Source organism: Streptomyces sp. NPDC002467 (genome assembly GCF_042889825.1).
Classification (GTDB): domain Bacteria; phylum Actinomycetota; class Actinomycetes; order Streptomycetales; family Streptomycetaceae; genus Streptomyces.
The window spans coordinates 296155-321395 of record NZ_JBIARJ010000004.1 but is presented as its reverse complement, the minus strand read 5'-3'; the positions used below and the strand labels follow the sequence as shown (position 1 = coordinate 321395).

Annotated in this window: 22 protein-coding genes; 15 read left to right on the top strand and 7 right to left on the bottom strand. The window is 73.7% G+C overall.

What is annotated here, in order from left to right:
• Positions 1-424: 424 nt before the first annotated feature.
• From ACFYYJ_RS11130 to ACFYYJ_RS11115, 4 genes are read left to right on the top strand one after another with little or no spacing between them, the layout of a single operon-like run.
• Entirely contained in the window at positions 425-1258 is an 834-nt protein-coding gene (locus tag ACFYYJ_RS11130) for a M55 family metallopeptidase (RefSeq protein WP_385129014.1), read from the top strand.
• A 1-nt stretch (position 1259) separates the two neighbouring features.
• Entirely contained in the window at positions 1260-2603 is a 1344-nt protein-coding gene (locus ACFYYJ_RS11125; protein ID WP_385365979.1) for a M20/M25/M40 family metallo-hydrolase, read from the top strand.
• A gap of 19 nt (positions 2604-2622) precedes the next feature.
• The gene (locus ACFYYJ_RS11120; RefSeq protein ID WP_385365978.1) at positions 2623-4605 is read left to right on the top strand and encodes a prolyl oligopeptidase family serine peptidase; all 1983 of its coding nucleotides are present in this window, start codon (positions 2623-2625) and stop codon (positions 4603-4605) included.
• A 33-nt stretch (positions 4606-4638) separates the two neighbouring features.
• Complete coding sequence (locus ACFYYJ_RS11115; RefSeq protein WP_384591559.1) at positions 4639-4878, top strand: LapA family protein; 240 nt, start codon at positions 4639-4641, stop codon at positions 4876-4878.
• Positions 4879-4883: 5 nt separating this feature from the next.
• Here ACFYYJ_RS11115 and ACFYYJ_RS11110 read toward each other — a convergent pair whose 3' ends face one another.
• Entirely contained in the window at positions 4884-5612 is a 729-nt protein-coding gene (locus ACFYYJ_RS11110; RefSeq protein ID WP_385365977.1) for a hypothetical protein, read from the bottom strand.
• A 34-nt stretch (positions 5613-5646) separates the two neighbouring features.
• Between ACFYYJ_RS11110 and ACFYYJ_RS11105 the strand changes: the two genes are divergently transcribed.
• Together ACFYYJ_RS11105 and ACFYYJ_RS11100 are read left to right on the top strand one after the other, a co-directional pair.
• On the top strand, positions 5647-6210 hold the full coding sequence (locus ACFYYJ_RS11105) for a GNAT family N-acetyltransferase (RefSeq protein WP_385365976.1): 564 nt from the start codon (positions 5647-5649) through the stop codon (positions 6208-6210).
• 64 nt (positions 6211-6274) lie between these two features.
• Positions 6275-8236, top strand: coding sequence for a DUF5107 domain-containing protein (locus tag ACFYYJ_RS11100; RefSeq protein ID WP_385365974.1), 1962 nt, complete (start codon positions 6275-6277; stop codon positions 8234-8236).
• 144 nt (positions 8237-8380) lie between these two features.
• Here the strand turns inward: ACFYYJ_RS11100 and ACFYYJ_RS11095 are convergent, their stop codons facing one another.
• Positions 8381-8902, bottom strand: a complete 522-nt coding sequence (locus tag ACFYYJ_RS11095) for a hypothetical protein (RefSeq protein ID WP_385363735.1) — start codon at positions 8900-8902, stop codon at positions 8381-8383.
• A 94-nt stretch (positions 8903-8996) separates the two neighbouring features.
• Positions 8997-9812 (bottom strand): class I SAM-dependent methyltransferase, encoded by an 816-nt coding sequence (locus tag ACFYYJ_RS11090; RefSeq protein ID WP_385129005.1) that lies wholly within the window; start codon positions 9810-9812, stop codon positions 8997-8999.
• A 231-nt stretch (positions 9813-10043) separates the two neighbouring features.
• Between ACFYYJ_RS11090 and ACFYYJ_RS11085 the strand changes: the two genes are divergently transcribed.
• The 3 genes from ACFYYJ_RS11085 (at position 10044) to ACFYYJ_RS11075 (ending at position 13193) form a co-directional block, all read left to right on the top strand.
• On the top strand, positions 10044-10616 hold the full coding sequence (locus tag ACFYYJ_RS11085; RefSeq protein ID WP_389130995.1) for a TIGR03086 family metal-binding protein: 573 nt from the start codon (positions 10044-10046) through the stop codon (positions 10614-10616).
• A 123-nt stretch (positions 10617-10739) separates the two neighbouring features.
• Complete coding sequence (locus ACFYYJ_RS11080) at positions 10740-11957, top strand: aminotransferase class I/II-fold pyridoxal phosphate-dependent enzyme (RefSeq protein ID WP_385129003.1); 1218 nt, start codon at positions 10740-10742, stop codon at positions 11955-11957.
• A 54-nt stretch (positions 11958-12011) separates the two neighbouring features.
• Positions 12012-13193, top strand: coding sequence for an MBL fold metallo-hydrolase (locus ACFYYJ_RS11075; protein ID WP_389130992.1), 1182 nt, complete (start codon positions 12012-12014; stop codon positions 13191-13193).
• Here ACFYYJ_RS11075 and ACFYYJ_RS11070 read toward each other — a convergent pair.
• Positions 13141-13740 carry a DedA family protein gene (locus ACFYYJ_RS11070; protein WP_389131353.1) on the bottom strand — a complete coding sequence of 200 codons (600 nt, stop codon included), beginning with the start codon at positions 13738-13740 and terminating at the stop codon, positions 13141-13143. The genes ACFYYJ_RS11075 and ACFYYJ_RS11070 overlap by 53 nt on opposite strands.
• A 32-nt stretch (positions 13741-13772) precedes the next feature.
• Positions 13773-14549, bottom strand: coding sequence for an MBL fold metallo-hydrolase (locus ACFYYJ_RS11065; RefSeq protein WP_385128999.1), 777 nt, complete (start codon positions 14547-14549; stop codon positions 13773-13775).
• A 116-nt stretch (positions 14550-14665) separates the two neighbouring features.
• On the opposite strand from ACFYYJ_RS11065, the gene ACFYYJ_RS11060 reads away from it, so the two are divergent.
• The 6 genes from ACFYYJ_RS11060 to ACFYYJ_RS11035 all read left to right on the top strand — a co-directional run bounded on the left by ACFYYJ_RS11060 (position 14666) and on the right by ACFYYJ_RS11035 (position 22549).
• Positions 14666-15070 (top strand): hypothetical protein, encoded by a 405-nt coding sequence (locus tag ACFYYJ_RS11060; RefSeq protein WP_385128998.1) that lies wholly within the window; start codon positions 14666-14668, stop codon positions 15068-15070.
• Between the two features lie 97 nt (positions 15071-15167).
• The gene (locus ACFYYJ_RS11055) at positions 15168-17234 is read left to right on the top strand and encodes a phage holin family protein (RefSeq protein WP_385363750.1); all 2067 of its coding nucleotides are present in this window, start codon (positions 15168-15170) and stop codon (positions 17232-17234) included.
• A gap of 191 nt (positions 17235-17425) precedes the next feature.
• The gene (locus ACFYYJ_RS11050; RefSeq protein ID WP_389130987.1) at positions 17426-19045 is read left to right on the top strand and encodes an IS200/IS605 family accessory protein TnpB-related protein; all 1620 of its coding nucleotides are present in this window, start codon (positions 17426-17428) and stop codon (positions 19043-19045) included.
• A gap of 42 nt (positions 19046-19087) precedes the next feature.
• Positions 19088-19537, top strand: coding sequence for an SRPBCC family protein (locus ACFYYJ_RS11045; protein ID WP_384755205.1), 450 nt, complete (start codon positions 19088-19090; stop codon positions 19535-19537).
• A 104-nt stretch (positions 19538-19641) separates the two neighbouring features.
• A complete protein-coding gene (locus tag ACFYYJ_RS11040; RefSeq protein ID WP_389130983.1) occupies positions 19642-20703 on the top strand; it encodes an ATP-binding protein in 1062 nt (353 codons plus the stop codon).
• Positions 20704-20755: 52 nt separating this feature from the next.
• Positions 20756-22549 carry a hypothetical protein gene (locus ACFYYJ_RS11035; RefSeq protein ID WP_385363739.1) on the top strand — a complete coding sequence of 598 codons (1794 nt, stop codon included), beginning with the start codon at positions 20756-20758 and terminating at the stop codon, positions 22547-22549.
• 70 nt (positions 22550-22619) lie between these two features.
• Here ACFYYJ_RS11035 and ACFYYJ_RS11030 read toward each other — a convergent pair whose 3' ends face one another.
• Entirely contained in the window at positions 22620-24212 is a 1593-nt protein-coding gene (locus tag ACFYYJ_RS11030) for an RNA polymerase sigma factor (protein ID WP_385128994.1), read from the bottom strand.
• Positions 24213-24426: 214 nt separating this feature from the next.
• Positions 24427-25188, bottom strand: a complete 762-nt coding sequence (locus ACFYYJ_RS11025; protein ID WP_385363741.1) for a methyltransferase domain-containing protein — start codon at positions 25186-25188, stop codon at positions 24427-24429.
• Positions 25189-25241 lie beyond the last annotated feature (53 nt).

Below are 25241 nucleotides of genomic sequence, written 5' to 3'. Positions count from 1 at the left end.
GCTGCCGGGCCAGGGTCGGGGTGCCGCTGCGCGGAGCCGGTCCCCTACCCGCCCTTCCACCGTTCCCCGGGGCTCCGCCCCGGACCCCGCGCCTCAAACGCCGGCGAGGCTGGGAAGTCCCCCGATCCTCGAACGCCCGGACGGGCTGAAAGCGGCGCCTCAAACGCCGGCGGGGCTGGGATTGCTCCGCGCCTCAAACGCCGGCGGGGCTGGGATTGCTCCGCGCCTCGAACGCCGGCGGGGCTGGGATTGCTCCGCGCCTCGAACGCCGGCGGGGCTGGGAATGTCCCGCGCCTCGAACGCCGGCGAGGCTGGACGGCGTGCGGCGCGGGGTGGGCGGGATTCGGAGAGTTCGGCCTAGGCTGGGCCCTGCGCGTGCCGCCCGCGGCCCGCGCGACCGCGCTACCGACCGCCCGGGGGCCCGATGAAGATCCTCATCTCCGCCGACATGGAAGGCGCCACCGGCGTCACCTGGCCCGCCGACGTGCTGCCCGGTACGCCCCAGTGGGAGCGCTGCCGGGGCATGTTCACCTCCGACGTGAACGCCGCCGTCCTCGGCTTCTACGACGGCGGCGCCGAGCAGGTCGTCGTCAACGAGGCGCACTGGACCATGCGCAACCTGCTGCTGGAACGCCTCGACGCCCGCGCCGAGATGCTCACCGGCCGCCACAAGTCCCTCTCCATGGTCGAGGGCGTCCAACACGGCGACATCGACGGCATCGCCTTCGTCGGCTACCACACCGGCGCCGGCTCCGAGGGCGTCCTCGCCCACACCTACCTCGCCAACTCCATCACCGGCGTCTGGCTGAACGGCACCCGCGCGAGCGAAGGGCTGCTGAACGCGCACGTCGTCGCCGAGTTCGGCGTCCCCGTCATCCTCGTCACCGGCGACGACCTGACCTGCCGGGACGCCGTCGGCTACGCCCCCGACGCGCTGACCGTCGCCGTCAAGGACCACGTCTCGCGCTACGCCGCCGTCTGCCGGACCCCGGCCCGCACCGCCGCCGACATCCGCGCCGCCGCCAAGGAGGCCACCGCCCTGGCCGGCCGCCGCGAACCCGCCCCCGGCGGGCCGTACACCGTGGAGCTGGAGTTCGACGCCGAGCACCTGTCCATGGCCGCCACCGTGGTCCCGGGCGTCGAGCGGTCCGGGGAACGCAGGGTCGCCTACACCAGCGGGACGATGTACGAGGGGATCCGGACCTTCAAGGCGGTCACGACGGTCGTCTCGGCGGCGGTGGAGGAGCAGTATGGCTGACATGCACGCAATCAACAGCGAGGACACCTCCGTCGACCGGGTGGCCCTCGACGAGGCCGTCGAATTCACCTCCGGCCTCATCCGCATCGACACCACCAACCGGGGCGGCGGGGACTGCCGCGAGCGTCCCGCCGCCGAGTACGTCGCCGAGCGGCTCGCCGACGCCGGGCTGGAGCCCGTCCTGCTGGAGCGCACCGCCGGCCGGACCAACGTCGTCGCGCGGATCGAGGGCTCCGACCCCTCCGCCGAGGCCCTCCTGGTCCACGGCCACCTCGACGTGGTCCCGGCCGAGGCCGCCGACTGGAGCGTGGACCCCTTCTCCGGCGAGGTCCGGGACGGAGTGGTGTGGGGGCGCGGCGCCGTCGACATGAAGAACATGGACGCGATGGTGCTCGCGGTCGTACGGGCCTGGGCGCGGGCGGGCGTGAAGCCGCGCCGGGACATCGTGATCGCCTACACCGCCGACGAGGAGGACAGCGCCGTCGACGGCTCGGGCTTCCTCGCCGACGAGCACCCGCACCTCTTCGAGGGCTGTACGGAGGGCATCAGCGAATCCGGCGCCTTCACCGTGCACCCGAACCCGGGTCAGGCGCTCTATCCCATCGCCGCGGGCGAACGGGGCACGGCCTGGCTGAAGTTGACCGCCACCGGTACCGCCGGGCACGGCTCCAAGCCCAACCGGGCCAATGCCGTGAGCCGGCTCGCGGCCGCCGTCGCGCGGATCGGCGAGTACGAGTGGCCGGTCCGGCTCACCGACACCGTCACCGCCTGCATCACCGAACTCGCCGCCCTCCAGGGCCTGTCGGTCGACCCGCGCCGCCCCGGCTTCGACCTCGACGAGGTCCTCGGCAAGCTCGGCCCGGCCGCACTCCTCGTCGACGCGACCGTCCGCAACAGCGCCAACCCGACGATGCTCAGCGCCGGTTACAAGCTCAACGTGATCCCCGGCGAGGCCACCGCCTACGTGGACGGCCGGATGGTGCCCGGCGGCGAGGCCGAGTTCATCGCCACCCTGAACGAACTCACCGGACCCGACGTGCGCTGGGAGTTCCACCACCGGGAGGTCGCCCTCCAGGCACCCGTGGACGGGCGGACGTTCGCGGTCCTGCGCGAGTCCGTCGAGCGGTTCGACCCGGACGGGCACGTGGTGCCCTTCTGCATGGCGGGCGGCACCGACGCCAAGCAGTTCTCCCGGCTCGGCATCACCGGCTACGGGTTCTCCCCGCTGAAGCTGCCGCCCGGCTTCGACTACTGGGCCCTCTTCCACGGCGTGGACGAGCGGGTCCCCGTCGACGCCCTGCACTTCGGCGTCCGCGTCCTCGACCGCGCCCTGCGCGCCCTGTGAACCGGGCCCGGTGATGGCCGTGCCGACCCTTCCCTACGGCAGCTGGCCCTCACCCATCGACGCCGCCCTCGCCGCCTCGCTCGACGGGCGGCCCGAGTACGTCGGCACGGTCGGCCCCGAGGTGTGGTGGACCGAGCCCCGACCGCGAGAGGCCGGCCGCCGGACCCTCGTGCGCCGCCGCACCGTCGACGGGCGCCCCGAGACCACCGAGCTGCCCGCCCCCTGGAACGTGCGCAGCAGGTTCACCGAGTACGGCGGACTGCCCTGGGCCGGAGTCGAACGGGATTCGGGCGGGCCCCTGTTGGTCTTCGTCCACTTCGCCGACCAGCGGCTGTACGCCTACGAGCCGGACGCGCCCGGCGGCCCCCGGGCCCGCCCGCTCACCCCCGTCTCGCACGTGGGCGGCGGGCTGCGCTGGGCCGACCCGGTGCTGCGCGGCGGGGAAGTCTGGTGCGTGCTGGAGGAGTTCACCGGGCCCGCCCCCACCGACGTGCGCCGCGTCCCGGCCGCCGTACCGCTCGACGGGTCGGCGGCCGAGGACCGTGCCGCCGTACGGGAGTTGACGGACGACCGGCACCGCTTCGCCACCGGGCCCCGGATCTCCCCCGACGGCCGGCAGGCGGCCTGGCTGGTGTGGGACCACCCCCGAATGCCGTGGGACGGAACCGAGCTCAAGCTGGCCACGATCACCGCCGACGGCCGGCTGACCGGGGCCCGGACCGTGCTCGGCGGCCCGCAGGAGGCCGTCGCGCAGGTCGACTGGACGGCCGGCGGAAGCCTCCTCGCGGTGAGCGACCGCGGCGGCTGGTGGAACCCGTACCGGGTCGACCCGCGCACCGGCGAGGCGGTCAACCTGTGCCCCCGCGAAGAGGAGTTCGGCGGCGCGCTGTGGAAGCCCGGACTGCGCTGGCTCGCCCCGCTGGAGGACGGGCTCGTCGCCGTCCTGCACGGGCAGGGCTCCTCCGTGCTCGGCATCCTCGACCCGGACAGCGGCGACCTCGTGGACGCCTCCGGACCGTGGACGGCCTGGCAGCCGGCGCTCGCCGTGAGCGGCACCCGGGTCTACGGGGTCGCCGCCAGCCCGCGCAGCGCGTACGAGGTCGTGGAACTGGACACCGCCACGGGGCACGCCCGGGTGGTGGGGGCGCGGGCCGAGGACCCGGTGGACCCGGCCTACTACCCGGAGCCGCAGAGCCGCACCTTCCCCGGCCCCGACAACCGGGAGATCCCCGCGCACGTCTACCCGCCGCACCACCCCGCCTGCCGGGCTCCCGCCGACGAACTGCCCCCGTACGTGGTGTGGGCGCACGGCGGGCCCACCGACCACGTGCCGCCCGTACTCGACCTGCACATCGCGTACTTCACCTCGCGGGGCATCGGTGTCGTCGAGGTCAACTACGGCGGCTCCACCGGCTACGGCCGCGCCTATCGGGAGCGGCTGCGCGGGCAGTGGGGCGTCGTCGACGTGGAGGACTGCGCGGCGGTGGCCCGGGGGCTGGCCGCCGAGGGCACCGCGGACCCCGCGCGACTCGCGATCCGCGGCGGCAGCGCGGGTGGCTGGACCGCGGCGGCCTCGCTGGCCGCCACCGACCTGTACGCCTGCGCCGCGATCATCTACCCGGTGCTGGACCTGCTCGGCTTCGCCGAGGAGACCCACGACCTGGAGTCCCGCTACATCGACGGCCTCGCGGGTCCCCCGCAGACGCTTCCCGTGCTGTGCCGCGAACGCTCGCCGGTGGCCCGCGCCGACCGGATCACCGCCCCGTTCGTACTGCTCCAGGGACTCGACGACCCGGTCTGCCCGCCCAGCCAGGCCGAACGCCTGCTCGCCGCCCTGCGCGGCCGGTCGGTGCCGCACGCCTACGTGGCCTTCGAGGGGGAGGGGCACGGCTTCCGCCGGGCGGAGACGATGGTCCGGGCACTGGAGGCGGAACTGTCCCTGTACGCGCAGGTGTTCGGAATCGACCGTGCGGACGTCCCCCGTCTGGCCCTGCACGACTGAGCCCGGGGGCCGCCACGGGCGGATCATGGGGCCATGACCCACACCTCCGGGCACGGCTCCGGCCACCGCGGGCGGCTCTCCCGCAACCGCACCCGCATTGCCCTGTACGCGGCGCTCGTGGTGGTCACCCTGGTGTTCGTCTTCGAGAACACCAGGCCGACGAAGATCCGGCTGTGGATCCCGCAGGTGACGCTGCCCCTGTACGTCGCCCTGCTGATCGCCGTCGTGCTGGGCTTCCTGTGCGGGCTCTACTTCTCCCGGCGGCGCAGGTAGCGGGTCTACTCGCTCGTGCGCAGCCAGACCCGCAGCGGGCCGATCGGGGTGAAGCCGTGCCGGACGGCGGTGGCGAGGTCGTCCCCGGACTCGTAGCCGACCACGTCGTGCCCCGGCCAGCGGGCGGCGGCCGCGGCGAGGGCGCCCGTCCAGGCGGCGTCGGTGTCGGCCTCGTCGTGGGCGAACAGGTTGGACACGCCGACGACCCCCGCGGCCAGGTTCACGACGGCCCCGGCGACGACGCGGCCGTCGCGGCGGCCCGCCAGGAAGGCGATCTCCTCGCCGAGCAGGACCGGGCGGAACAGCCCCGTGCTCTCCTCGCCGTCCCAGGCGGCCTCCCAGGCCGAGAGCTCGGCCTCGCCCGCGACCTCGCTCCACTCCAGGTCTCCGGAGGACGCGCCGGCCGCCGCGGGAGCACCCGCCGGGCGGTGGATCCACTGGGCGTCGAAGAGGACCTCGAAGCCGTCCCCCTCCAGGTCCAGATCGGCGAAGCTGTCCTTCACCGAGCAGCCGGGGCCGTCGGTGTCCATCCGCCGCAGCAGGTTCTGCTCCGGCGTCCCCGGGACCAGGGTCACGCCGTCCGGGTACAGCGGAGGCGTCCGGCTCGTGCTGAGCCAGACGGACTCGTCGCCGAAGTCCGTGGGCAGGCCGTGCGCCCGGCAGACCGCGTCGCAGAAGAGGGCGTTGTTCAGCACCGCCGGGCGGAGCCGCGTGTCGAGATCATCCGTGGTCACGCGGGTGATGGTGTCATACACGTAGCCTTGGGTCGTGACCTTTTCCCACTACCTCCGCGAAGGCGCCCACGTGGGCCTGCGGCCCTTCCGGACGGCCGACGGGCCCGAGTTCACCGCGCGGGCGCACGAGAGTCGCGAGCTCCACCGCCCGTGGCTGTTCCCGCCCGACACGATCGAGGAGTACGAGCCCTACGCGGCCCGGCTGACCGAGGGCGGGAGCCGCGCCGGGTTCCTCGTGTGCGAGCGGGAGACGGGGGCCATCGCCGGCTTCGTCAACGTCAACAACATCGTCCGCGGGGCCTTCCTGTGCGGGGCCCTCGGCTACGGGGCGTTCGCGCACGCCGCCGGACGCGGGCTGATGCGCGAGGCCCTCGGCCTGGTCCTCGCACACGCCTTCGCACCGGAGACCACGAACACCGCGGGCGGCCTCGGGCTGCACCGCCTGGAGGCCAACGTCCAGCCCGGCAACGCCGCCTCGATCGCCCTGGTCCGGGGCGCGGGCTTCCGGTTGGAGGGGCTCTCCCCGGACTTCCTGTACGTGGACGGCGCCTGGCGGGACCACGAGCGCTGGGCCATCACCGCCGAGGCCTTTGCGTAATCCTGACCGGTGGTGATCCGCAGAACCCCTGTGCACCGGCCGCCGTGGCGTGTTCCATTTCCTCATGGCCACCACCGTCCGACGTGCCGTACTGACCCTCCCCGCCGCCCCGTTGGGCCCGGACGACCCCCTGCCCCCGCTGCGCACCGCCGACGAGGTGCACGCGCAGGCGGAGGGCTCGCGCGCCGGAATGCCCCGCGACATGGCGCGCCAACTCGGGTACGAGCCGCTGCGCTCATTGCTCCCCGTCCGGATCCGGGACGGATACGGACGCGACCGGACCGAGACGGAGTTCGAGTCGGTCGTCATCGAGAACGAACACCTGCGGGTGACCGTGCTCCCGGGGCTCGGCGGCCGGATCCACTCCATGGTCCACCTGCCGACCGGGCGTGAACTGCTCTACCGCAACCCGGTGTTCCAGCCCGCGAACTTCGCCCTCAACGGCGCCTGGTTCTCCGGCGGCATCGAGTGGAACATCGGGGCCACCGGCCACACCACCCTGTCCTGCGAACCGCTGCACGCCGCGCTCGTACCCGCCCCGGACGGCGGCGTGATGGTCAGGCTGTGGGAATGGGAGCGGCTGCGCGACCTGCCGTTCCAGGTGGACCTGTGGCTGCCCGGGGAATCGGAGTTCCTGTACGTGGGCGTCCGCGTGCGCAACCCGCACGAGCGGCCCGCGCCCGTGTACTGGTGGTCCAACATCGCCGTCCCCGAGGACGAGGGCACCCGGGTCCTCGCCCCCGCGGACGAGGCCTGGCACTTCGGCTACGAGCGCGCGCTGCGGCGGATCCCCGTACCGCGGTGGGAGGACGCGGACCGCACGTACCCGCTGCGCAGCGAGTACCCGGCCGACTTCTTCTACGAGGTCGAGGAAGGGGCCCGGCCCTGGATCGCCTCGCTCGACGCGGACGGGCACGGGCTGGTGCAGACCTCCACCGGCCGGCTGCGCGGGCGCAAGCTGTTCGTGTGGGGCGCGGGCGCCGGCGGTCGGCGCTGGCAGGAGTGGCTGACCGAGCCGGGCACCGGCGGGTACGCGGAGATCCAGGCGGGGCTGGCCCGGACCCAGCTGGAACACGTACGGCTGGAGGGCGGGGCGGAGTTCAGCTGGCTGGAGGCGTACGGACCGCTGTCCGCGGAGCCCGCCGTCGTGCACGGGGCGGACTGGGCGGCGGCGCGGGGCGTGGCCGAGCGGGCGCTGTCCCGGGCGCTGCCGGGCGAACGGGTGGAGGCGGCGTACAAGGCGTGGAGGGAGTGCGCGGACACCGAGCCGGGGGAGCGGCTGGCGGCAGGCTCGGGCTGGGGCGCGCTGGAGGTGATGTGCGGGGGCTTCAAGCTGCCGGGCACCCCCTTCGAGGAAGCGGGGCTCGGCGAGGCGCAGGCCCCGTGGGCGGAGCTGTGGCGCACGGGCGTCTTCCCCACCCCGAGGCGGGTGGCGCCGCCGGGGCCGAGCCTGGTGGGCACGCACTGGCGGGACATGCTGGAGACGGCCCCGGCGGATCCGCTGACCGAGTACCACCTGGGCGTGGCGCAGTGGCACGCGGGCGATGTCGCGCAGGCGGTACGGAGTTGGGAGCGCGGGCTGGCGCTGGCGCCGTCGAGGTGGCCGCTGCTGCGGTGCCTGGCGGCGGCCGACGCCCTGACCGGGGCGACGGACCGGGCCGCCGACGGGTACGCGGCGGCCTTCGAGGACCTGGTGGCGGAGAGCCGGGGCGGCGAGGCGTGGACGGCCGCGGAATCCGCGCTGGGGCGGGAGGCGATGGCGGCGCTGCTCGCGGCGGGCCGGCTCGCGGGAGCCCGGTCGGTCTGGGACCGGCTCCGGCCGGCCCTGCGCGAACGGGGCCGCTTCCGGCTGCTCGCCGCGCGGCTCCTGGCGGCGGAGGGGCATGTCGCGGCAGCGCGGCGGGTCTTCGAGGACGGGTTCGCGGTCGCGGACCTGAGGGAGGGCGAGGAGACCCTGTCGGAGGTCTGGTCGACGATCACCGACTGCGCGCTCCCGCCCCGCTACGACTTCCGCATGCGGCCGTAGCCCGCCGGGGGCCGGGGTCGGAGGAGGGTGCGGCGCCGTTGTCGGGGGCTCCGCCCCCGAACCCCCGCGCCTCAAACGCCGGCGGGGCTGGATCCGCCCCGGCGGGCCGGGTGAGCGGCCGCGGCGGTTGAGGCGCGGGATGCGCTACTTCTTGATCTGGTTGATGCAGAGCACGAACTGCTTGCCCGACCTGCGCCGGGAACCGCTGGTCTGCTCGTAGTAGCCGCTGTCCGACTTGCCCTCGCACTTGCTGCTGTCCAGCGTGTCGGGGATCACCTCGACCACCTTGAACGTGGCATTGGCGTCACCGCACTTCACCACCTGCAGGTCGGGGCTGATCACGGTCCCGTTGTTCTTGAGGCAGTCCCCGGCCTTCGCGTGGTCGGCGTCGTCCTGGCTCAGGAAGTAGCCGACCGCGACGACGATGACGGCGATCACGATGCCGACGATCTTCAGCTTCTTCAGGATGCCCATGCCACCGCTCCGGGCCGGCGGCGCCGGCGGAGCGCCCCACTGCTGCTGCGGCGCGCCGCCGTACGGAGGCTGACCGTGCTGCTGGGGGAATCCCTGACCGGGCTGGGGCGGGTAGCCCTGCGGCGGCTGCTGCCCGTACGGGCCGGGCTGGCCGGGGTACGGGCCGGGGCCCTGCTGCGGCGGGTAGGTCATGTGGGAGTCCCCCAGTGGCGTGCTCGCGGTTCTTGACGTGGGCACGCTATATCAATCGATCGGCATCTCCCGCACCGTGTCCGCCCGGGCGGGGTCAGGCCCGGCACAGGATCTCGCCGTTCGGGACCATGAACCACGCGTCGGGGTCCGCACCCCAGGCGCGCCAGGCGTCGGCGATCCCGGTCAGCTCGGCGGCCGTGGCGTGGCCGCCCCCGGTGGCGATCGCCGCGTACGACGAGGCCGTCGTGCGGTCCGCCCACAGGGAGGACCACCAGGCCGCTTCCTCCGGAGTCGCGTAGACCCAGTTCGTCGCGCCGGAGGTCACCTCCGTGAAGCCCGCCGCCCGCGCCCACGCCCGCAGCCTGCGCCCCGCGTCCGGTTCGCCGCCGTTGGCCCGGGCCACCCGCTGGTACAGGCTCTGCCACGCGTCCAGGCCCGGCGCCTGCGGGTACCAGGTCATCGCCGCGTAGTCGGCGTCCCGCGCCGCCACGATCCCGCCCGGCCGGCACACCCGCCGCATCTCGCGCAGCGCCCGCACCGGATCGCCCACGTGCTGCAGCACCTGGTGGGCGTGGACCACGTCGAACGAGTCGTCCGGGAAGTCCAGCGCGTGCACGTCCGCCGTGCCGAACCGCACGCCCTCCACGCCGCGCTCCCGCGCGTACGCGCGGGCCTGCTCGACGACGTCCTCGGCCGCGTCGACCGCCGTCACGCTCCCGCCCGGTGCGACCAGCTCCGCCAGGTCGGCGGTGATCGTGCCCGGTCCGCAGCCCACGTCCAGTACGGACATGCCCGGCCGCAGCTCGCCGATCAGGTACGCCGCCGAGTTCTCCGCGGTCCGCCAGCGGTGCGAGCGCAGGACCGACTCGTGGTGGCCGTGGGTGTAGACGGCGGTCTCGTGGGCGCTCATCGCGTACTCCTCGTCTCGAAGCGCTGCTGTTCTCCCTGCTGTGCTCCCACCGTAAAGGATCATGTCGTCATTTGAGATCCGTGTTTTGACATATGGACACGAGTCATGTCCCGCAAGGGGATCGGTCCGGCCGGTGGCAGGGGGATCCGGGTGCGAGGAGAGTGGGCCGCATGGCGGGAACCGCGGTATGCGCGGGAACCGCGGACACCCCGGAGGAAGGCGGTGAGGGGTATGCCCGAGACGCTGCTCGGGGTCCACGCCCAGGCGCTCCGGCTCTTCGGCGAACGGCTGCGCGCGATCGAGGACGGCCAGTGGGGCGCGCCGACGCCGTGCGCCGACTGGGACGTGCGGGCGCTCGTCAACCACGTCGTGGGGGAGCAGCTCTGGATCCCGCCGCTGGTCTCCGAGGGGCGTACCGTCGGGGAGCTCGGCGACGCCTTCTCCGGGGACGTGCTCGGCGAGGACCCCCTCGCGGCCTGGGAGACGGCCTCCGCCGCAGCGCACGCGGCCTTCGCCGCGCCGGGAGCGCTGGAACGGACCGTGAACCTCTCGTACGGGCCCACCCGGGCCATGGCGTACTGCTCCGAACTGACCGCCGACTGCGTCGTGCACACCTGGGACCTCGCCCGGGGCATCGGCGCCGACGACCGGCTGCCGGACGACCTCGTCGAGTTCTCCATCAAGGAGGTCATGCCGTACGCGGACAGCCTCGCGGCCAGCGGCATGTACGCGGAGCCCCTGGAGGTCCCGGCCGGGGCGGACGCGCAGACCAGGCTGCTCGCGCTGCTCGGCCGGAAGGGCTGAGACGGCGTCGGGCCCGCACCGGAGACGCGCCATAACAGGCATATTCGCTTAAATAATCGTATAAAGGGCAACGTCGGGTGAGACGGGCGGTGCCGGCGCGGAAGGCGGGAAACGGTGGCGGGGATGCAGCGCACGGCGGCGGAGGGCCGTGGCCCGGTCCGGTACGGCCCGCCCGCGCCCCAGCCGGGCCTCCCCGTACTGCCCGAACTCCTCGCCGTACTCGCCTCGGCCGCCGGCCGCTCGGCCCCCGAGGCCCCCGGCGGCGGCCAGTCCCTGCGCGAGGCCGCCTGCCGGCACTGGGGGCGCCGCGGACTCGCCACCGCCCCGGAGAACGTGGCCGCCGGGCCCGGCGCGCCCGCCCTGCTCCTCGCCCTGCTCGGCGCCTTCGGCGGCGACGTGATGCTGCCGAGGCCCTGTCCCGCCTGGTGGACCCCGCAGGTCCGACTGCTGGGACGGCGGGCCTACCACGTGCCGACCCCGGCCGAGTGCGGCGGCGTACCCGACCCGTACGCGCTGCTGGAGACCGTACGACGGGTGCGCGCGGAGGGCGGAGACCCCCGCGTGCTGCTGCTCTCGGTCGCCGACGACCCGACCGCCACCGTTCCGCCGCCCGAGATGCTGCGCGAGGCCTGCGAGGCCGCCGAGGCCGCCGGGCTGTTCGTCGTCAGCGACGAGAGCTGGCGCGACACCGTGCACCGGCCGTACGACACGCTGGTGCTCAGCCCCGCCGAGATGCTCCCCGAACAGGCGGCCGTCCTCCTCGACCTGTCCGGGGCGCTGCTGCCCGCCGGCTGGCCCGCGGCCGTGCTCCGCTTCCCCGACACCGGGCGCGGCACCTGGCTCCGCGCCCGCACCCTCGACGTGCTCACCGCCACCGGCGCGCTCGTCGCGGGCCCCGTCGCCGGGGCGGCCGCGCACGCCCTCGACGAACCCGACGCCGTCGCCGGGCGGGCCTACAAGGCGGCCGCCCTGCACGGCGCGGTGGCCGCCGCCGCGCACCGCACGCTGCTGGAGGCGGGCGCGCTGGCCCGGCCGCCGGAGGCGGGACGGCACCTGTACGCCGACCTCTCGCCGCTGCGCGCCGGACTGGCCCGCCACGGGGTCGGCGACGCGATGGAACTGGAGGACTGGCTCGGCGCCCGGCTGGGCGCGCCCACACCGGGGGGACAGCGGTTCGCGGACGAACTCGGCGCGCTGCGCGTGCGGTTGTCGACCGGGCCGCTGCTCGGGGCCACCCCCGAGGAAAGGTTGGCCGCCCTCACCGCCCGCGACCCGCTCGCGCTGCCGTACGTACGCCGCTCCCTGGACCTCCTCGGATCGGTCCTGGCGGGGCTGGCCTGACCCGCTCTGCGCCCACCGACCGACCGACGCGACCCGGTGAACGGAGACTTCTCGATGAGGGACCGCACGGAAGCCCCCGCCGTGCCCGCGGCTCCGCCGGCCGTGCCCGCGGCTCCGCCCGACCTGCCCGAGGCTCCGCCCACCCCGCCCACCCCGCCCCACGGCGGCTCCGCGCGGCCGCGTCCGCTCGGGGAGCACCGGCGGTGGCCCGCCTCGTTCGCCGACCGGCTGACCACCCCGCTCCCCGGCATGCGCGCCTTCGCCCGGCTCGCCCGGGAGGGCGCCTTCCGGCCCGGCCCGGACGGGCTGCGCGGCATCCCCGACCTCCCGTTCGAACCGGCCCCGCTGCCCGCCGTGGAACCCGGCGCGGTCTGCGCCACCTGGGCCGGGCACGCCAGCTGGGTGCTGCGGACCGGCGGGCTGACCGTGCTGACCGACCCCGTCTGGTCACGCCGCATCCTCGGTACCCCGTCCCGGATGACCCCCGTGGGCGTGCGCTGGGAGGACCTGCCCCCGGTCGACGCCGTGGTGATCAGCCACAACCACTACGACCACCTCGACGCCCCCACGATCAAGCGGCTGCCCCGGCACACCGCCTTCTTCGTCCCGGCCGGCCTCGCCCGCTGGTTCCGCCGCCGCGGCTTCACCAGGGTCACCGAGCTCGACTGGTGGGAGTCGGCCGAACTGGGCGGCGTACGCTTCGAGTTCGTCCCGGCCCACCACTGGTCGAAGCGCTCCCTGATCGACACCTGCCGTTCCCTGTGGGGCGGCTGGATCCTCACCGGGACCGACGGTCCCGCCCCCCGGAAGGTCTACTTCGCGGGCGACACCGGCTACGGGCACTGGTTCGAGGAGATCGGCCGCCGCCACCCCGGCATCGACCTCGCCATGCTCCCGATCGGGGCCTACGCCCCGCGCTGGTGGCTCAGTGACGTGCACGCCGACCCGGAGGAGGCCGTACGGGCCTGCGTCGACCTCGGAGCCCGCCGGATGGCCCCCATGCACTGGGGCACCTTCGTCCTGTCCGCCGAACCGGTCATGGAGCCCGTGCACCGCGTCCGAACCGCCTGGGCCCGCGCCGGCCTGCCCCGCGAGCACCTCTGGGACCTCCCGATCGGGGCCTCCCGCACCCTCGGCCCCGAGGACGCCACCGGCCCCGAGGACCTCACCGGCCCGGAGGACCTCACCGGGCCGGCCCGCCACGCGCCCGCCGCCACGCCGCCGGACCCGTACTGATCAGCAGCGCCAGGGCGACCGCCAGGGCCACGCCCTTCCACGGCTCGGCGAACAGGGAGCCGCCCAGGATGCCGATCAGCCCGTACGTGGCCGCCCAGGCGAGGCACGCCGGAGCGTCGCCGCGGGCGAAGCGGCGCAGCGGGAGCTCGGCCAGCAGACAGGCCAACATCACCGGGATACGGCCCGCCGGGACCAGCCGGGACAGCACCAGGACCAGCACCCCGTGCTCGTCCAGCCGCCTCTGCGCCTGGTCCAGCCGCTCCGGGGCGGCCCGCCCGCGCAGCCGCTCCAACCACCGCGAACCGCCCCGGGAACGCACCCCGCGATACCCGAGCCAGTACAGCGCGACGTCCCCGGTGAAGGCGGCCACCGCCGCCACCCCGATCACGAGCAAGACCCCGTAGGGCAGCGACTCCTGATGGAACGCCACCACCGCCGCCGAACTCACCAGGGCCCCGGTCGGGATCACCGGCACCAGCGCGCCCAGTGCCACCAGCACGAACAAAGCCGGGTACCCCACCGCCCGCTGGGTGCTCTCCTGCGGCATCTGCCCGGCCGCCGCCGCCAACTCCCCCCAGGTCACGGCAACCGCACCCGTTCCCCGTGGCCGGGCAGCCGCACCCCCACCTTCGGCGCGAGCCGCCCCGCCAGGCGCACGAACTCCCCGCCCGGGGCGTGGAACTCGTGCGGCCGCACCGCGTCCATCCCGATCGGCCAGTACGTCCCGTAGTGCACCGGCACCGCCGCCGCCGGGGCCAGCTCCGCCAGCGCCCGCGCCGCCCGCCCCGCGTCCAGGTGGCCCGGACCCAGGTACGGGCCCCAGCCGCCCACCGGCAGCAGGGCCACGTCCACCGGCCCGACCTCCTCGGCCATCGTGTCGAACAGCCCGGTGTCCCCGGCGAAGTACGTCCGGGCCGCGCCCTGGACCACGTACCCGAGGGCCTGCGCGCGGTGCGGCCCGAACGGCAGCCGCCGCCCGTCGTGCCGCGCGCTCACGGCCCGCACCCGCACCCCGTCCCGTACGTCGACCACCTCGCCCGGGGCCACCTCCGTCACCCGCAGCCCGCGCCGCCCGGCCGTCCGCGCCAGCCCCGGCACCGCCCGCCGCGCCCCGCGCGGCACGACCAGCCGGGTCCCGGGCCCGAGCCGGGCCAGCGAGGGCAGGTGCAGGTGGTCGGAGTGCAGGTGCGAGACGAGCACCACGTCGGCCACCGCCGCCTCCGGCGGGGGCACCGCCCCGGCACGGCGCCGAAGATGGGCCAGGCGGCGCGCGAACAGCGGATCCGTCAGGACCCGGACCCCGGAGTCCTCGACCGTGCACGTGGCATGCCCCCACCAGGTGATCTCCACAGGCACCCGGCCTCCCTCCCTCGCCCGTCCCACAAGCCTAGGCAGTCTCCTCGCGATCCGCCCGGAACCGGAGCTCTCCGCCCCCTCCTCCCCGGCGGCGGATCGGAGTAGGGTCGGGCGACATGGATGAGCTGCGCGTGGCCGCAATCGCCAGCCTGGCCCCGCTCGAAGACCTGGACGCCGACCCCTTCGCCGTGGACACCCGCAGCCAGCAGGCCATGTGCGCCCGCTGGGCCGCGGCCCGCGGCTACGTCGTGACGAGGCAACTGCTCGTCTACGGGCTGCGCGCCGACCACTGCGGGCTCTGGTCCGACGTCGACGCCGGTCAGGTCGACCTGTTCGTCGCCGCCAACCACCGGGTGCTGGCCCGCGCACTGCGCTCCGTGGAGGAGTTCAGCGCCGAGTGCGAGCGGCGCGGCGTACGGCTGGAGACCGCCGGGCACGACGAACCGCGGTACACCTCCGCGATGAAGGCCGAGGTGCACCGCCGGCTGTCCATGCCGACGGCGGGCTACGACGGCACCTGACCGCACCCGCCCACCCCGTACTCCCTGTCGCCCGGCCGGGTGAGCCCGCCTGTGCGAGCCTGGAGGCGGGACGGGGCTCGCGGGAGGTTGCGGCGTGATGCGAGGACGATGGCGGGCCGCGGGCGGCGCCCTGGTGCGAGTCGTCCTCGTATGGGCGGTGTCCACCCTGACCATGCTCGCCCTGGCGGGCGTCCTGCCGGACTTCAGGCTCCAGTCCGGCGACGGCGACAGCATCACGCAGATCGCCCTGACCGCCGCCTGGGGAGCGGGCGCCTTCGGCCTGCTGAGCGCCCTCGTCTGGCCCCTGCTCGTCCGGGCCCTGCTGATCCTGCCCGCGCTGGTCCTCGGACTGCTCGTCTTCTCCCTCAACGGCTCGCTGCTCCTCATGGCGCTGCGCCTGATCCCGTCCGGGCGCGGCCAGGTGGAACCCGACACCGCGGTGGTGGTGGCCGCGGTGATGTCCGCGGTCGCCTCGGCCACCTCCACCACACTCGCGATGCGCGACGACGACGCGTACCGCAGGCGGCTCTACCGGCTCGCCGACCGGCGCCACCGCCGGCTCCGCGGGCCCGGCGGGTCCGGAGCCGACGGGGCCGACGGGGCCGGTCCCGGGTTGCTCTTCCTCCAGCTCGACGGCCTCGGGTACGAGGCGCTGCGCCGTGCGGCGGACAGCGGGTTGATGCCCACGGTCGCGGGGTGGCTGGAGGGCGGCCACCGCCTCGCCCCCTGGCGTACGGACTGGTCGAGCCAGACGGGCGCCAGCCAGCTCGGCATCCTGCACGGCTCCAACTTCGACGTGCCCGCCTTCCGCTGGTACGAGAAGGACACCGGCGAGGTGGTCGTCTGCAACCGGCCCACCAGCGCCGCCGAACTCCAGCGGCGCGCGATCGCCCGCACCGGCGACGCCGGACTCCTCACGCGCGACGGGGCGAGCCGGGGCAACCTGTTCAGCGGCGGCGCCGACCAGTTGGCGCTCGTCCTGTCCGTGTCGGCCCGGCGCGGCCGGGCGAACCGCTCCCGCGCGGGCTACTTCGCGTACTTCTCCGATCCGGCCAACGCCGTCCGCACCGCCGTGTCCTTCGTCGCCGAAGTGGTCCGGGAGATCGGCCAGTCGGCACGGGCCCGGCTGCGCCGGGAGACCCCGAGGGTGTCGCGCGGCGGGCTGTACCCGCTGATCCGGGCCTTCGCGACCGTGGTCGAACGGGACGTGGTCGTGGCGGCGGTGATCGGCGACATGCTGGCCGGCCGCGCCGCGGTCTACGCCGACCTGGTCGCCTACGACGAGGTCGCCCACCACTCGGGCCCCCACGGCCGGGACGCCGACCGGGTCCTGGAGCGCCTGGACCGGAGCATCGCGCTGATCGCCCGGGTCGCCGAGCACGCGCCGCGCGAGTACCGGATCGTGCTCCTCTCCGACCACGGACAGAGCCCGGGGGAGACCTTCCTGGGCCGCTACGGGCTCACGCTCAAGGACCTCGTCCGGGCCGGCTGCGGGCTGCCCGTCTCCCGCCGGGCCGGCCGCACCCGCAGCGGGGCCGAGGCCCGCGCCGCCGTCCGGACCGCCCTGCACCGGCCGGTGGAGACGGGCGAGGAGACCCTCCCCGAGCCGGGCTCCGACCCGGTGGTGCTCGCCTCCGGGAACCTCGGGCTGATCTCCTTCCCCGACGTCGCGGGCCGTGCCACGCGCCGGCTCGTCGAGCGGGCCCACCCGGCCCTGCTGTCCACCCTGGCGAACCATCCGGGGGTCGGCTTCCTGCTGGTGGACGGGGTCCTGCTGGGCCCCGGCGGAGCCGAGGCCAGGCTGGACGTCCCCGGCGAGGCGGAGGAACTGCTGGCCGCCTTCGGCCCCGGCGCGGCCGAGGCCGTCCGGCGGACCGACGCCTTCCCGCACGTGCCCGACGTCATGGTGAACTCGACGTACGACCCGGTCACCGGCGCGGTGCACGCCTTCGAGGAGCAGATCGGCTCCCACGGCGGCCTGGGCGGGGAGCAGGGGCACCCGTTCCTGATGTGGCCGCGGGAGCTGGCCGAGCCACCGGCCGGCCTGGTCGGCGCGGAAGCGGTCCACGGGGTCCTGCGCGGATGGCTCCGCGACGCGGAACGGGACGGCCCCCAGATCCCCCTGGATAGGCCCGCGCGAGCGCCTGACCTGTGGGGTTTGTAACTGCTGTGCATTGACTGCGTATGAATGTGTCAGGCGTGTTCGAGTGAGCGTCTCGGTTTCGGAGCTCGTGCTCCGTTCGGGGAGTCACGTGTTCGTCGATCGAGCATGTGACTTCTGTGTGTGGCAGTCGTTGGGTGTGATGGAAGGATCTTCGGTTCGCGGATGGGGGACGGGTGGGTGCACTACGGGAGATGGCGGAGGTGTTCGTGGTCCCGGGCCCTTCGGGTGTCGCTATCCGGGACCGGCTCAGGCAGCTGACGGCCGGGGACGAGGAGGTGCTGCGCCTGGTCGGCGATCATCTGGGTTCGCTGGCCGCCCGTGACCTGAAGACCCGCTGCGCGGCGGGGCTGGAACACGACAGTGAGCGGTGGGCGGAGCGTAAACGGGATCTGACGTGCGAGTCGTCCTCCCGCTGGGCGGGGGCGATCACGAAGGCCACGCACGACCAGTGGTCACTGGCCCGCCGCTGCCAGCTCGCGCACATCCAGTCCTTGGAGGCAGGCGTACGCACGCTGACGCACCGGCTGTCCCAACCGATCGGGGAGCAGGGCACTAAGCGGAAGCCGGGCGGTTACCGCAGCGAGCAGGAGTGGTTCGCCAAGTCCCGCCGCCTCCACGTTCTCAGTGGCCGGTTGGAGCGGGAGCAGGCTGACCGTGACGCCGGACGTGTGCATGTCGTACGGGGTGGGAAGCGTCTGCTGAACACCCGCCACAACCTCGACGCCGCCCGGCTGACCGAGGCCGACTGGCGGGAGCGCTGGGAGGCCGAGCGCTGGTTCCTCGCCGCAGATGGCGAGTCCGGGAAGCGGTACGGCAACGAGACCATCCGCGTCACGCCCGACGGCGAGGTCTCCATCAAACTGCCGGTCCCGCTGGCGTACATGGCCAACACCAAGCGCGGCCGGTACGTCCTCGCCGCCAAGGTCGCGTTCGGGCACCGGGGCTCCGAGTGGGCCGACCGGACCGAGGCGAACCGGGCGGTCGCCTACCGCATCCACTACGACGTCGAGCGTGCGCGCTGGTACCTGACCGCGTCGTGGCAGAAGCCCGTCGTCAAGACGATCCCCCTCGAAGCCGCCCGCGCCCACGGCATGGTCGGGGTCGATACGAACGCCGACCACTTCGCCGCCTACCGGCTCGACCCGCACGGCAACCCCGTCAGTGACCCGCACCGCTTCTTCTACGACCTGTCTGGCACCGCCGGCCACCGTGACGCGCAGGTGCGCCACGCCATCACCCGCCTCCTGCACTGGGCGAAGCGGTGTGGCGTGAGCGCGATCGGGATCGAGAACCTCGACTTCACCACGGAGAAGACCCGCGAGAAGCACGGCCGCCGCAAGCGGTTCCGTCAGCTCATCTCCGGCATGCCCACCGGCAAGCTCCGCGCCCGCCTCGTCTCGATGGCCGCCGAGCAGGGCCTGGCCATCGTCGCGGTCGATCCCGCGTACACGTCCATGTGGGGCGTTCAGCACTGGCGCAATCCTCTGACCAGCACCAAGCGAAAGATGTCCAGTCACGATGCCGCGAGCATCGCGATCGGCAGGCGCGCCCTCGGGCACCCGATTCGGCGACGGACGACACCGCCCCACGACGACCGGAGTGATCGTCGTGGGCATCGGACCGTTCAGGCCGAACCGGACACCCGAGGACGCGAGGAAACCCGACCCCGCGTACCCGGATCACGGACACGATCCGTGCACCCGGACGCGGAGCGAACACGGGCGACCAGGACACCCAGAACCGTTCGGGATGTCCGCAGTGCACAGGAACGGGTCCAAGACCCACTCCTGCCCACTGATCAGGAACGGTAGTTTGGAATGAGAGGTCAGTCAGGGGGGATCCAAGGGGTCGCCATGTCAGCGATCAGCAACACCATCGACATCTCCCGCAGTCCGGACGAGGTCTTCGCCTACGTCACGGACCCGACCCACCTGCCGGAGTGGCAGGACAGCGCCGTCTCCGCCGTCCCGATGGGCGATCTGCCCGTCCACGTCGGTTCGCAGGTCGTCGTCACCCGCAAGGTCGGCAAGCGCCGGATCCCCACGAAGATGGAATTCACCGAGCTCGACCGGCCGCGCAGCTGGCACCTCCACGGCATCGAGGGGCCGGTGCGGCCGGAGATCCAGGGAACCATCGAACCCCTCGACGGTGGCGCGAGGTCCCGCGTCACCCTGTCCGTCGACTTCGAGGGGCACGGCCTGGGCCGGGCCCTCGTCCCCCTCGCGGTCAAGCCGATGGTCCGCAAGGAGATGCCGCGCAGCGAGGAGAAGCTGAAGCACCTCCTGGAGCACACGGCCGCCTGAGCGGTGATCGGCGGGGCGGAAAACCGGATGCTCCTGGGCGCGTGGTGCGATCACACTGGCCGCACCACGCAACCCAGCCCGACCACCCTGAGGACACCGCTTTCGTGCAGGCCGCCGTCGCCGTCACCCCCGCCCAGCTCCCCGAACTCCTCCTCGGCCTCGCCACCGTGCGGCCCGTCTTCATCTGGGGGGCACCCGGGATCGGAAAGTCCTCCCTGGTGAGGAAGTTCGCCGACTCCCTCGGCCTGGAATGCGTGAGCCTCCTCGGTACGCAGCTGGCCCCCGAGGACCTGGTCGGCGTACCGCAGATCCGTGACGGCCGGTCCGTGTTCTGCCCGCCCGAGATCATCGCGCGCGACGAGCCGTACTGCCTCTTCCTCGACGAACTCAACGCGACGAGCCCCGATGTGCAGAAGGCCTTCTACTCGCTGATCCTCGACCGCCGGATCGGCTCCTACGAGCTCCCCGAGGGCTCCGTCGTCATCGGCGCCGGCAACCGGGCCACCGACAACGCGCTGGCCCGGCCCATCGCCTCGGCCCTCGTGAACCGCCTCACCCACGTGCACCTGACGGCCTCCGCGCGGGACTGGCTGGTCTGGGCCGGCGAGAACGGCATCCACCCCTGGGTCACCGACTACCTCACCGACCGCCCGGACCACCTGTGGTCGCAGCCGCCCAAGACGGAGGAGCCGTTCTCCACCCCGCGCTCCTGGCACATGCTCTCCGACGCCCTGCACTCCTTCGGGTCCGGCCTCGACGAGCAGACCCTGAAGGTGATCGCGCACGGCACCCTCACCCCGGCGCACGCCGTCTCCTTCTGCGGCTACGCGAAGATCGTCCGCCACGCCTACGGCATAGAGGCGATCATGAAGGGCGACGCGAGCTGGCCGCGCCGCCTGGAGGACCGCGACCTGCTGTACTACCTGGCCGACGCCTTCCGCGGACGCCTGGCCAAGGACCTCCCCGCCGACAAGACCCACGTCTCGCCCGGCATGCGGGAGACCGCGTACCGGGCCAAGTCGCTGCTCGTACAGCTCGCCGAGATCTCGGTGGAGGTCGCCCAGACCGTCATCGCGGACGACGTCGACGGCCTGCCGGTGCTGCCCGGCTGGTTCCTGATCGAGGCGGCCCGCGACATGCCGCGCCTGGTCGAGGCCCGCCGATGAGCGCGGTGCGCTCCCACTCGGGGAACCGGCCCGCGCCCGGCGGGGTCGCCGTATGAGCCGTGCCGCGCGGGCCAAGAAGGACGACAAGCCCGATCCGGCCGCCCAGGCCTTCGCCGAGGGCCTCGCCCTGGTCAAGCGGAACCCGGCCCTCGGCGCCGTCGACGGCAGGATCTGCCGCGAGACCCGGTGCGCCGCCACCCCCGCCGGGGGACTGGTCGCCGTCACCTCCAACGGCACCCTCCACGTCCACCCCACCAAGCGGGCCGAGCCGAAGGAATGGGCCTGGGCCCTCGCCCACGCCCTGCTCCACCTCGGCTTCGGGCACGTACCGGCCGCCAAGGAGGACGACCGCCCCCAGCCCGACCGGTTCGCCCTCGCCGCCCGCTGCGCCGTCGTCAACCGCTTCCTGCTGACCTTCCCCGTCGGCCGGGCCCCCGACCACCTCCCGGCCGACTACCCCGGCGGGGACGAGGAACTGATCGCCGCCCGCTGGCGCCGCGACGGCATCCCGCCCGCCTACGAGAACTGCGGCACCGCCGGGGACCACCCCGACCAGGTCCTGGTCGGCTGGACGAACCTGATCAGCGCCGTCCCCGACTGGGAGACCGCCTTCGCCCACGCCCTCACCCGGGCCGTCTCCGCCACCATGGCCGTGGCCGGCGGCCACGAGGGCCGCGTCCTGCGCCCCTGGGACCACGCGCTGAACTGGTTCGTCTCCTCCTACCCCCTGCTCGGCGGGCTGGCGGCCGGTCTGACCGTCGTCGCCGACGCCGAGCTGGCCCGCGCCCAGGGCATCGCCATCGCCGCCGTCAGCGCCACCGCCGGGGAGATCTACATCAACCCGCTGCGCAACTTCGACCACGAGGAGTGGCGGTTCGTCCTGGCGCACGAGATGTTGCACGCCGCCCTGCGCCACGGCGAGCGCCGCGGCGCCCGGGACCCGTACCTGCACAACGTCGCCGCCGACTACGTCGTCAACGGCTGGCTGGTGGAGATGGGGATCGGCAGCATGCCGGAGGGTCTGCTGTACGACCCTCTGCTGAAGGACCTCTCGGTCGAGGAGGTCTACGACCGGATCGCCGGCGACCTGCGCCGCATCCGGCGCCTGGCGACCCTGCGCGGCAAGGGCCGCGGCGACATCCTGGGCGAGCCGCTCCCGCACGGAGCGCACCGTCCGTACGCGGACCTCGACGAGTTCTACCGGCGCGGCCTGGTCCAGGGCTTCGACCTGCACCTGCACGAGGAGCGCGGGCTGCTGCCCGCCGGGCTGATCCAGGAGATCCGGGCACTGGCCCACCCGCCGGTGCCGTGGGACGCGAAGCTCGCCCGCTGGTTCGACGAGTTCGTGCCGCGCCCCGAGCCCGTGCGTTCCTACGCGCGCCCGGCCCGCCGCCAGGCCTCCACCCCGGACATTCCGCGGGCCGGCCGCTGGTTCGCGCCCGAGGAGGTGGCCCGCTGCACCTTCGGGGTGGTGCTGGACACCTCGGGCTCGATGAACGCCGCCCTGCTCGGCAAGGCGCTGGGCGCCATCGCCTCGTACGCGGAGGCCCGCGACGTACCGGCCGCCCGCGTGGTCTTCTGCGACGCGGCCCCGTACGACGCGGGCTACCTGCCGCCCACCGAGATCGCCGGCCGGGTGCGGGTCCGCGGGCGCGGCGGAACCGAGCTGCAGCCGGGCGTCGACCTCCTGCTGCGGGCGGAGGACTTCCCGCCCGGGGCGCCCGTCCTCGTGATCACGGACGGCTGGTGCGACACCCTGCGGATCCGGCGCGAGCACGCCTACCTGATCCCGGAGGGCGCCGCCCTGCCGTTCACCCCGAAGGGGCCGGTCTTCCGACTGACCTGAGCACCCGGAGAACGCGGACGCCCCCGCACCGCCGGAAGGCGATGCGGGGGCGTGGTGCGCCGGGGCCGGCTCAGTCCAGGTAGTCGCGCAGCACCTGCGAACGCGACGGGTGGCGCAGCTTCGACATGGTCTTGGACTCGATCTGGCGGATGCGCTCACGGGTGACCCCGTACACGCGACCGATCTCGTCCAGCGTCTTCGGCTGGCCGTCGTTGAGGCCGTAACGCATGGAGACCACGCCCGCCTCGCGCTCCGAGAGCGTGCCCAGGATCGACTGGAGCTGCTCCTGGAGGAAGGTGAAGGACACCGCGTCGGCCGGCACGACCGCCTCGGAGTCCTCGATGAGGTCACCGAACTCGCTGTCGCCCTCCTCACCCAGCGGGGTGTGCAGGGAGATCGGCTCGCGGCCGTACTTCTGGACCTCGATGACCTTCTCGGGGGTCATGTCGAGTTCCTTGCCCAGCTCCTCCGGGGTGGGCTCGCGACCCAGGTCCTGGAGCATCTGGCGCTGCACGCGGGCGAGCTTGTTGATGATCTCGACCATGTGCACGGGGATGCGGATCGTGCGCGACTGGTCGGCCATGGCACGCGTGATCGCCTGCCGGATCCACCAGGTCGCGTACGTGGAGAACTTGAAGCCCTTGGTGTAGTCGAACTTCTCCACGGCGCGGATCAGGCCGACGTTGCCCTCCTGGATCAGGTCCAGGAAGAGCATGCCGCGCCCGGTGTAGCGCTTGGCCAGGGAGACCACGAGACGGAGGTTGGCCTCCAGCAGGTGGTTCTTGGCCCGGCGGCCGTCCTCGACCAGGATCTCCAGCTCGCGCTTGAAGGCGGGCTTGTGGTCCTCCTCCTCTTCGAGCTTGTACTCGGAGAACAGACCCGCCTCGATGCGCTTGGCGAGCTCGACCTCCTGCTCGGCGTTGAGGAGCGGCACCTTGCCGATGAGCTTGAGGTAGTCCTTGACGGGGTCGGCGGTGGCGCCGGCGACCATGACGGTCTGCGCCGGGGCGTCGTCCTCGTCGTCGTCGGACAGGACGAAGCCCTGACCGGCGCCGGCCTTGGGGGCCTCCTCCTCGGGCTCGTCGACGAGGTCCTCGGCAGCCCAGTCCTCGCCCTCGACGACCGGGTTCTCGCCCTCGTCGGCGTCCTTGGCGCCGGTCTTCTTCGCGGCCGCCGTCTTCTTGACCGCGGTCTTCTTCGCGGCGGTCTTCTTGACCGTGCGCTTCTTCGGCTCGGCGGCGACCGCGTCGGACGTCACCTCGTCGGAGGGGGCGGCAGCGGCCTGAGTGGCGGATATCGCCGAGGCCGTGGCCGGGGTGCCGGCGGCGGCCGTCTTGCGCGCGCCGATGGGGCGCGGCGGGGCGGCGGCCTTCTTGGTCACGGTACGGGCGGGGGCGGCGGCCGCCTTGCGGGGCTTCTTGGCGGCTGCCTTCGTGGCGGGGGCGGCGCTGACGTGGAGGGCGACGCCCTCCTCGTCCAGGACCTGGTTCAGGCTGCGCAGGACCCGCTTCCACTGGTCCACCGGGATGCGTCCGGCCTCGAAGGCCTGACGCACGTCGTCACCGTTGATGTGACCCTGCTCGCGGCCGCGCTCTACGAGCGCGACGAGGGCCTCCGATTCGGCGATCTCCGGAGGGAACGTACGGGACGGGCTGAGCGACACAAGGAGCCTCTCGTTGCGAGCAGATAAGGGATCGGCGGGACATCATCGCGCGAACTTGGGAAACAGACCCGAAGGGGGTCTGTATTCCGGGCCGCGCGAGGACACCTGTCGGTTCATCGCACGCTCGACTCGATTCGTTACGCGCTGAATTGAGTGACCTGCGCCACGCTGCGGACGGGCAACCTCTCGGCCGCCTTTCCGTCCGCCCCCGGCGTCAGTCCGATTTGCGGGCTTCGATGAGGAAACGCGCTGTATGTGCGATGAACGGTCCCTCGCGCTCGATCCGTTCGTGCAGCTCCAGCAACCGGTCCCGGTACTGCCCCACGGTGAAGCCGGGCACCATCCAGATCACCTTCCTGAGGAAGTAGATCACCGCTCCGATGTCGTGGAACTCCGTACGGAGCCGTTCGGAGCGCAGGTCGACGACCTCCAGGCCCGCCTTCGTGGCCTCGCTCACGGCGTCGTCGGGGTGCCGGGCGCGGCGGACCTCCTCCGGCTGGGGCCCCAGGAAGTACTCGACGAGCTCGAAGACGCTCGCCGGCCCGACCTGCTGGGACAGGTAGGTCCCGCCGGGGGTCAGCACCCGCGCGATCTCCTCCCACCAGATGGTCACCGGATGCCGGCTGGCGACGAGCTCGAAGGCCTCGCCGCCGAAGGGCAGCGGCGGCTCGTCGGCGTCGGCCACCACGACCGCGCCGAGCGGGTGCAGCAGCCGGGTCGCCCTGTCGATGTTCGGCGGCCAGGACTCGGTGGCCGCCGTCAGCGGGGGCAGCGGGCCGGCCCCGGCCAGGACCTCGCCCCCGCCGGTCTGGATGTCCAGGGCGGACCGGACCCCGGCCAGGCGCTCCCGCAGCAGCCGCTGGTACCCCCAGGAGGGCCGCTGCTCGGTCGCCCGGCCGTCGAGCCAGGAGAAGTCCCAGCCGTCCACGGAGACGGACTCGGCTTCCGCGACAAGATGGTCAAAAGTGCGCGTCATGCCCCGATCCTCGCAGGCCGGGCACCGGTGGACCACCGGATATGTCGACTACA

Excerpts from the sequence above, each read along its gene's own strand:
- ACFYYJ_RS11130 (WP_385129014.1), top strand. The coding sequence starts at position 425 with ATGAAGATCCTCATCTCCGCCGACATGGAAGGCGCCACCGGCGTCACC.
- ACFYYJ_RS11080 (WP_385129003.1), top strand. The coding sequence starts at position 10,740 with ATGCAGCGCACGGCGGCGGAGGGCCGTGGCCCGGTCCGGTACGGCCCG.
- ACFYYJ_RS11050 (WP_389130987.1), top strand. The coding sequence starts at position 17,426 with ATGGCGGAGGTGTTCGTGGTCCCGGGCCCTTCGGGTGTCGCTATCCGG.
- ACFYYJ_RS11095 (WP_385363735.1), bottom strand. The coding sequence starts at position 8,902 with ATGACCTACCCGCCGCAGCAGGGCCCCGGCCCGTACCCCGGCCAGCCC.
- ACFYYJ_RS11115 (WP_384591559.1), top strand. The coding sequence starts at position 4,639 with ATGACCCACACCTCCGGGCACGGCTCCGGCCACCGCGGGCGGCTCTCC.
- ACFYYJ_RS11085 (WP_389130995.1), top strand. The coding sequence starts at position 10,044 with ATGCCCGAGACGCTGCTCGGGGTCCACGCCCAGGCGCTCCGGCTCTTC.
- ACFYYJ_RS11025 (WP_385363741.1), bottom strand. The coding sequence starts at position 25,188 with ATGACGCGCACTTTTGACCATCTTGTCGCGGAAGCCGAGTCCGTCTCC.
- ACFYYJ_RS11070 (WP_389131353.1), bottom strand. The coding sequence starts at position 13,740 with ATGCCGCAGGAGAGCACCCAGCGGGCGGTGGGGTACCCGGCTTTGTTC.
- ACFYYJ_RS11075 (WP_389130992.1), top strand. The coding sequence starts at position 12,012 with ATGAGGGACCGCACGGAAGCCCCCGCCGTGCCCGCGGCTCCGCCGGCC.
- ACFYYJ_RS11045 (WP_384755205.1), top strand. The coding sequence starts at position 19,088 with ATGTCAGCGATCAGCAACACCATCGACATCTCCCGCAGTCCGGACGAG.
- ACFYYJ_RS11060 (WP_385128998.1), top strand. The coding sequence starts at position 14,666 with ATGGATGAGCTGCGCGTGGCCGCAATCGCCAGCCTGGCCCCGCTCGAA.
- ACFYYJ_RS11125 (WP_385365979.1), top strand. The coding sequence starts at position 1,260 with ATGCACGCAATCAACAGCGAGGACACCTCCGTCGACCGGGTGGCCCTC.
- ACFYYJ_RS11100 (WP_385365974.1), top strand. The coding sequence starts at position 6,275 with ATGGCCACCACCGTCCGACGTGCCGTACTGACCCTCCCCGCCGCCCCG.
- ACFYYJ_RS11090 (WP_385129005.1), bottom strand. The coding sequence starts at position 9,812 with ATGAGCGCCCACGAGACCGCCGTCTACACCCACGGCCACCACGAGTCG.
- ACFYYJ_RS11055 (WP_385363750.1), top strand. The coding sequence starts at position 15,168 with ATGCGAGGACGATGGCGGGCCGCGGGCGGCGCCCTGGTGCGAGTCGTC.
- ACFYYJ_RS11035 (WP_385363739.1), top strand. The coding sequence starts at position 20,756 with ATGAGCCGTGCCGCGCGGGCCAAGAAGGACGACAAGCCCGATCCGGCC.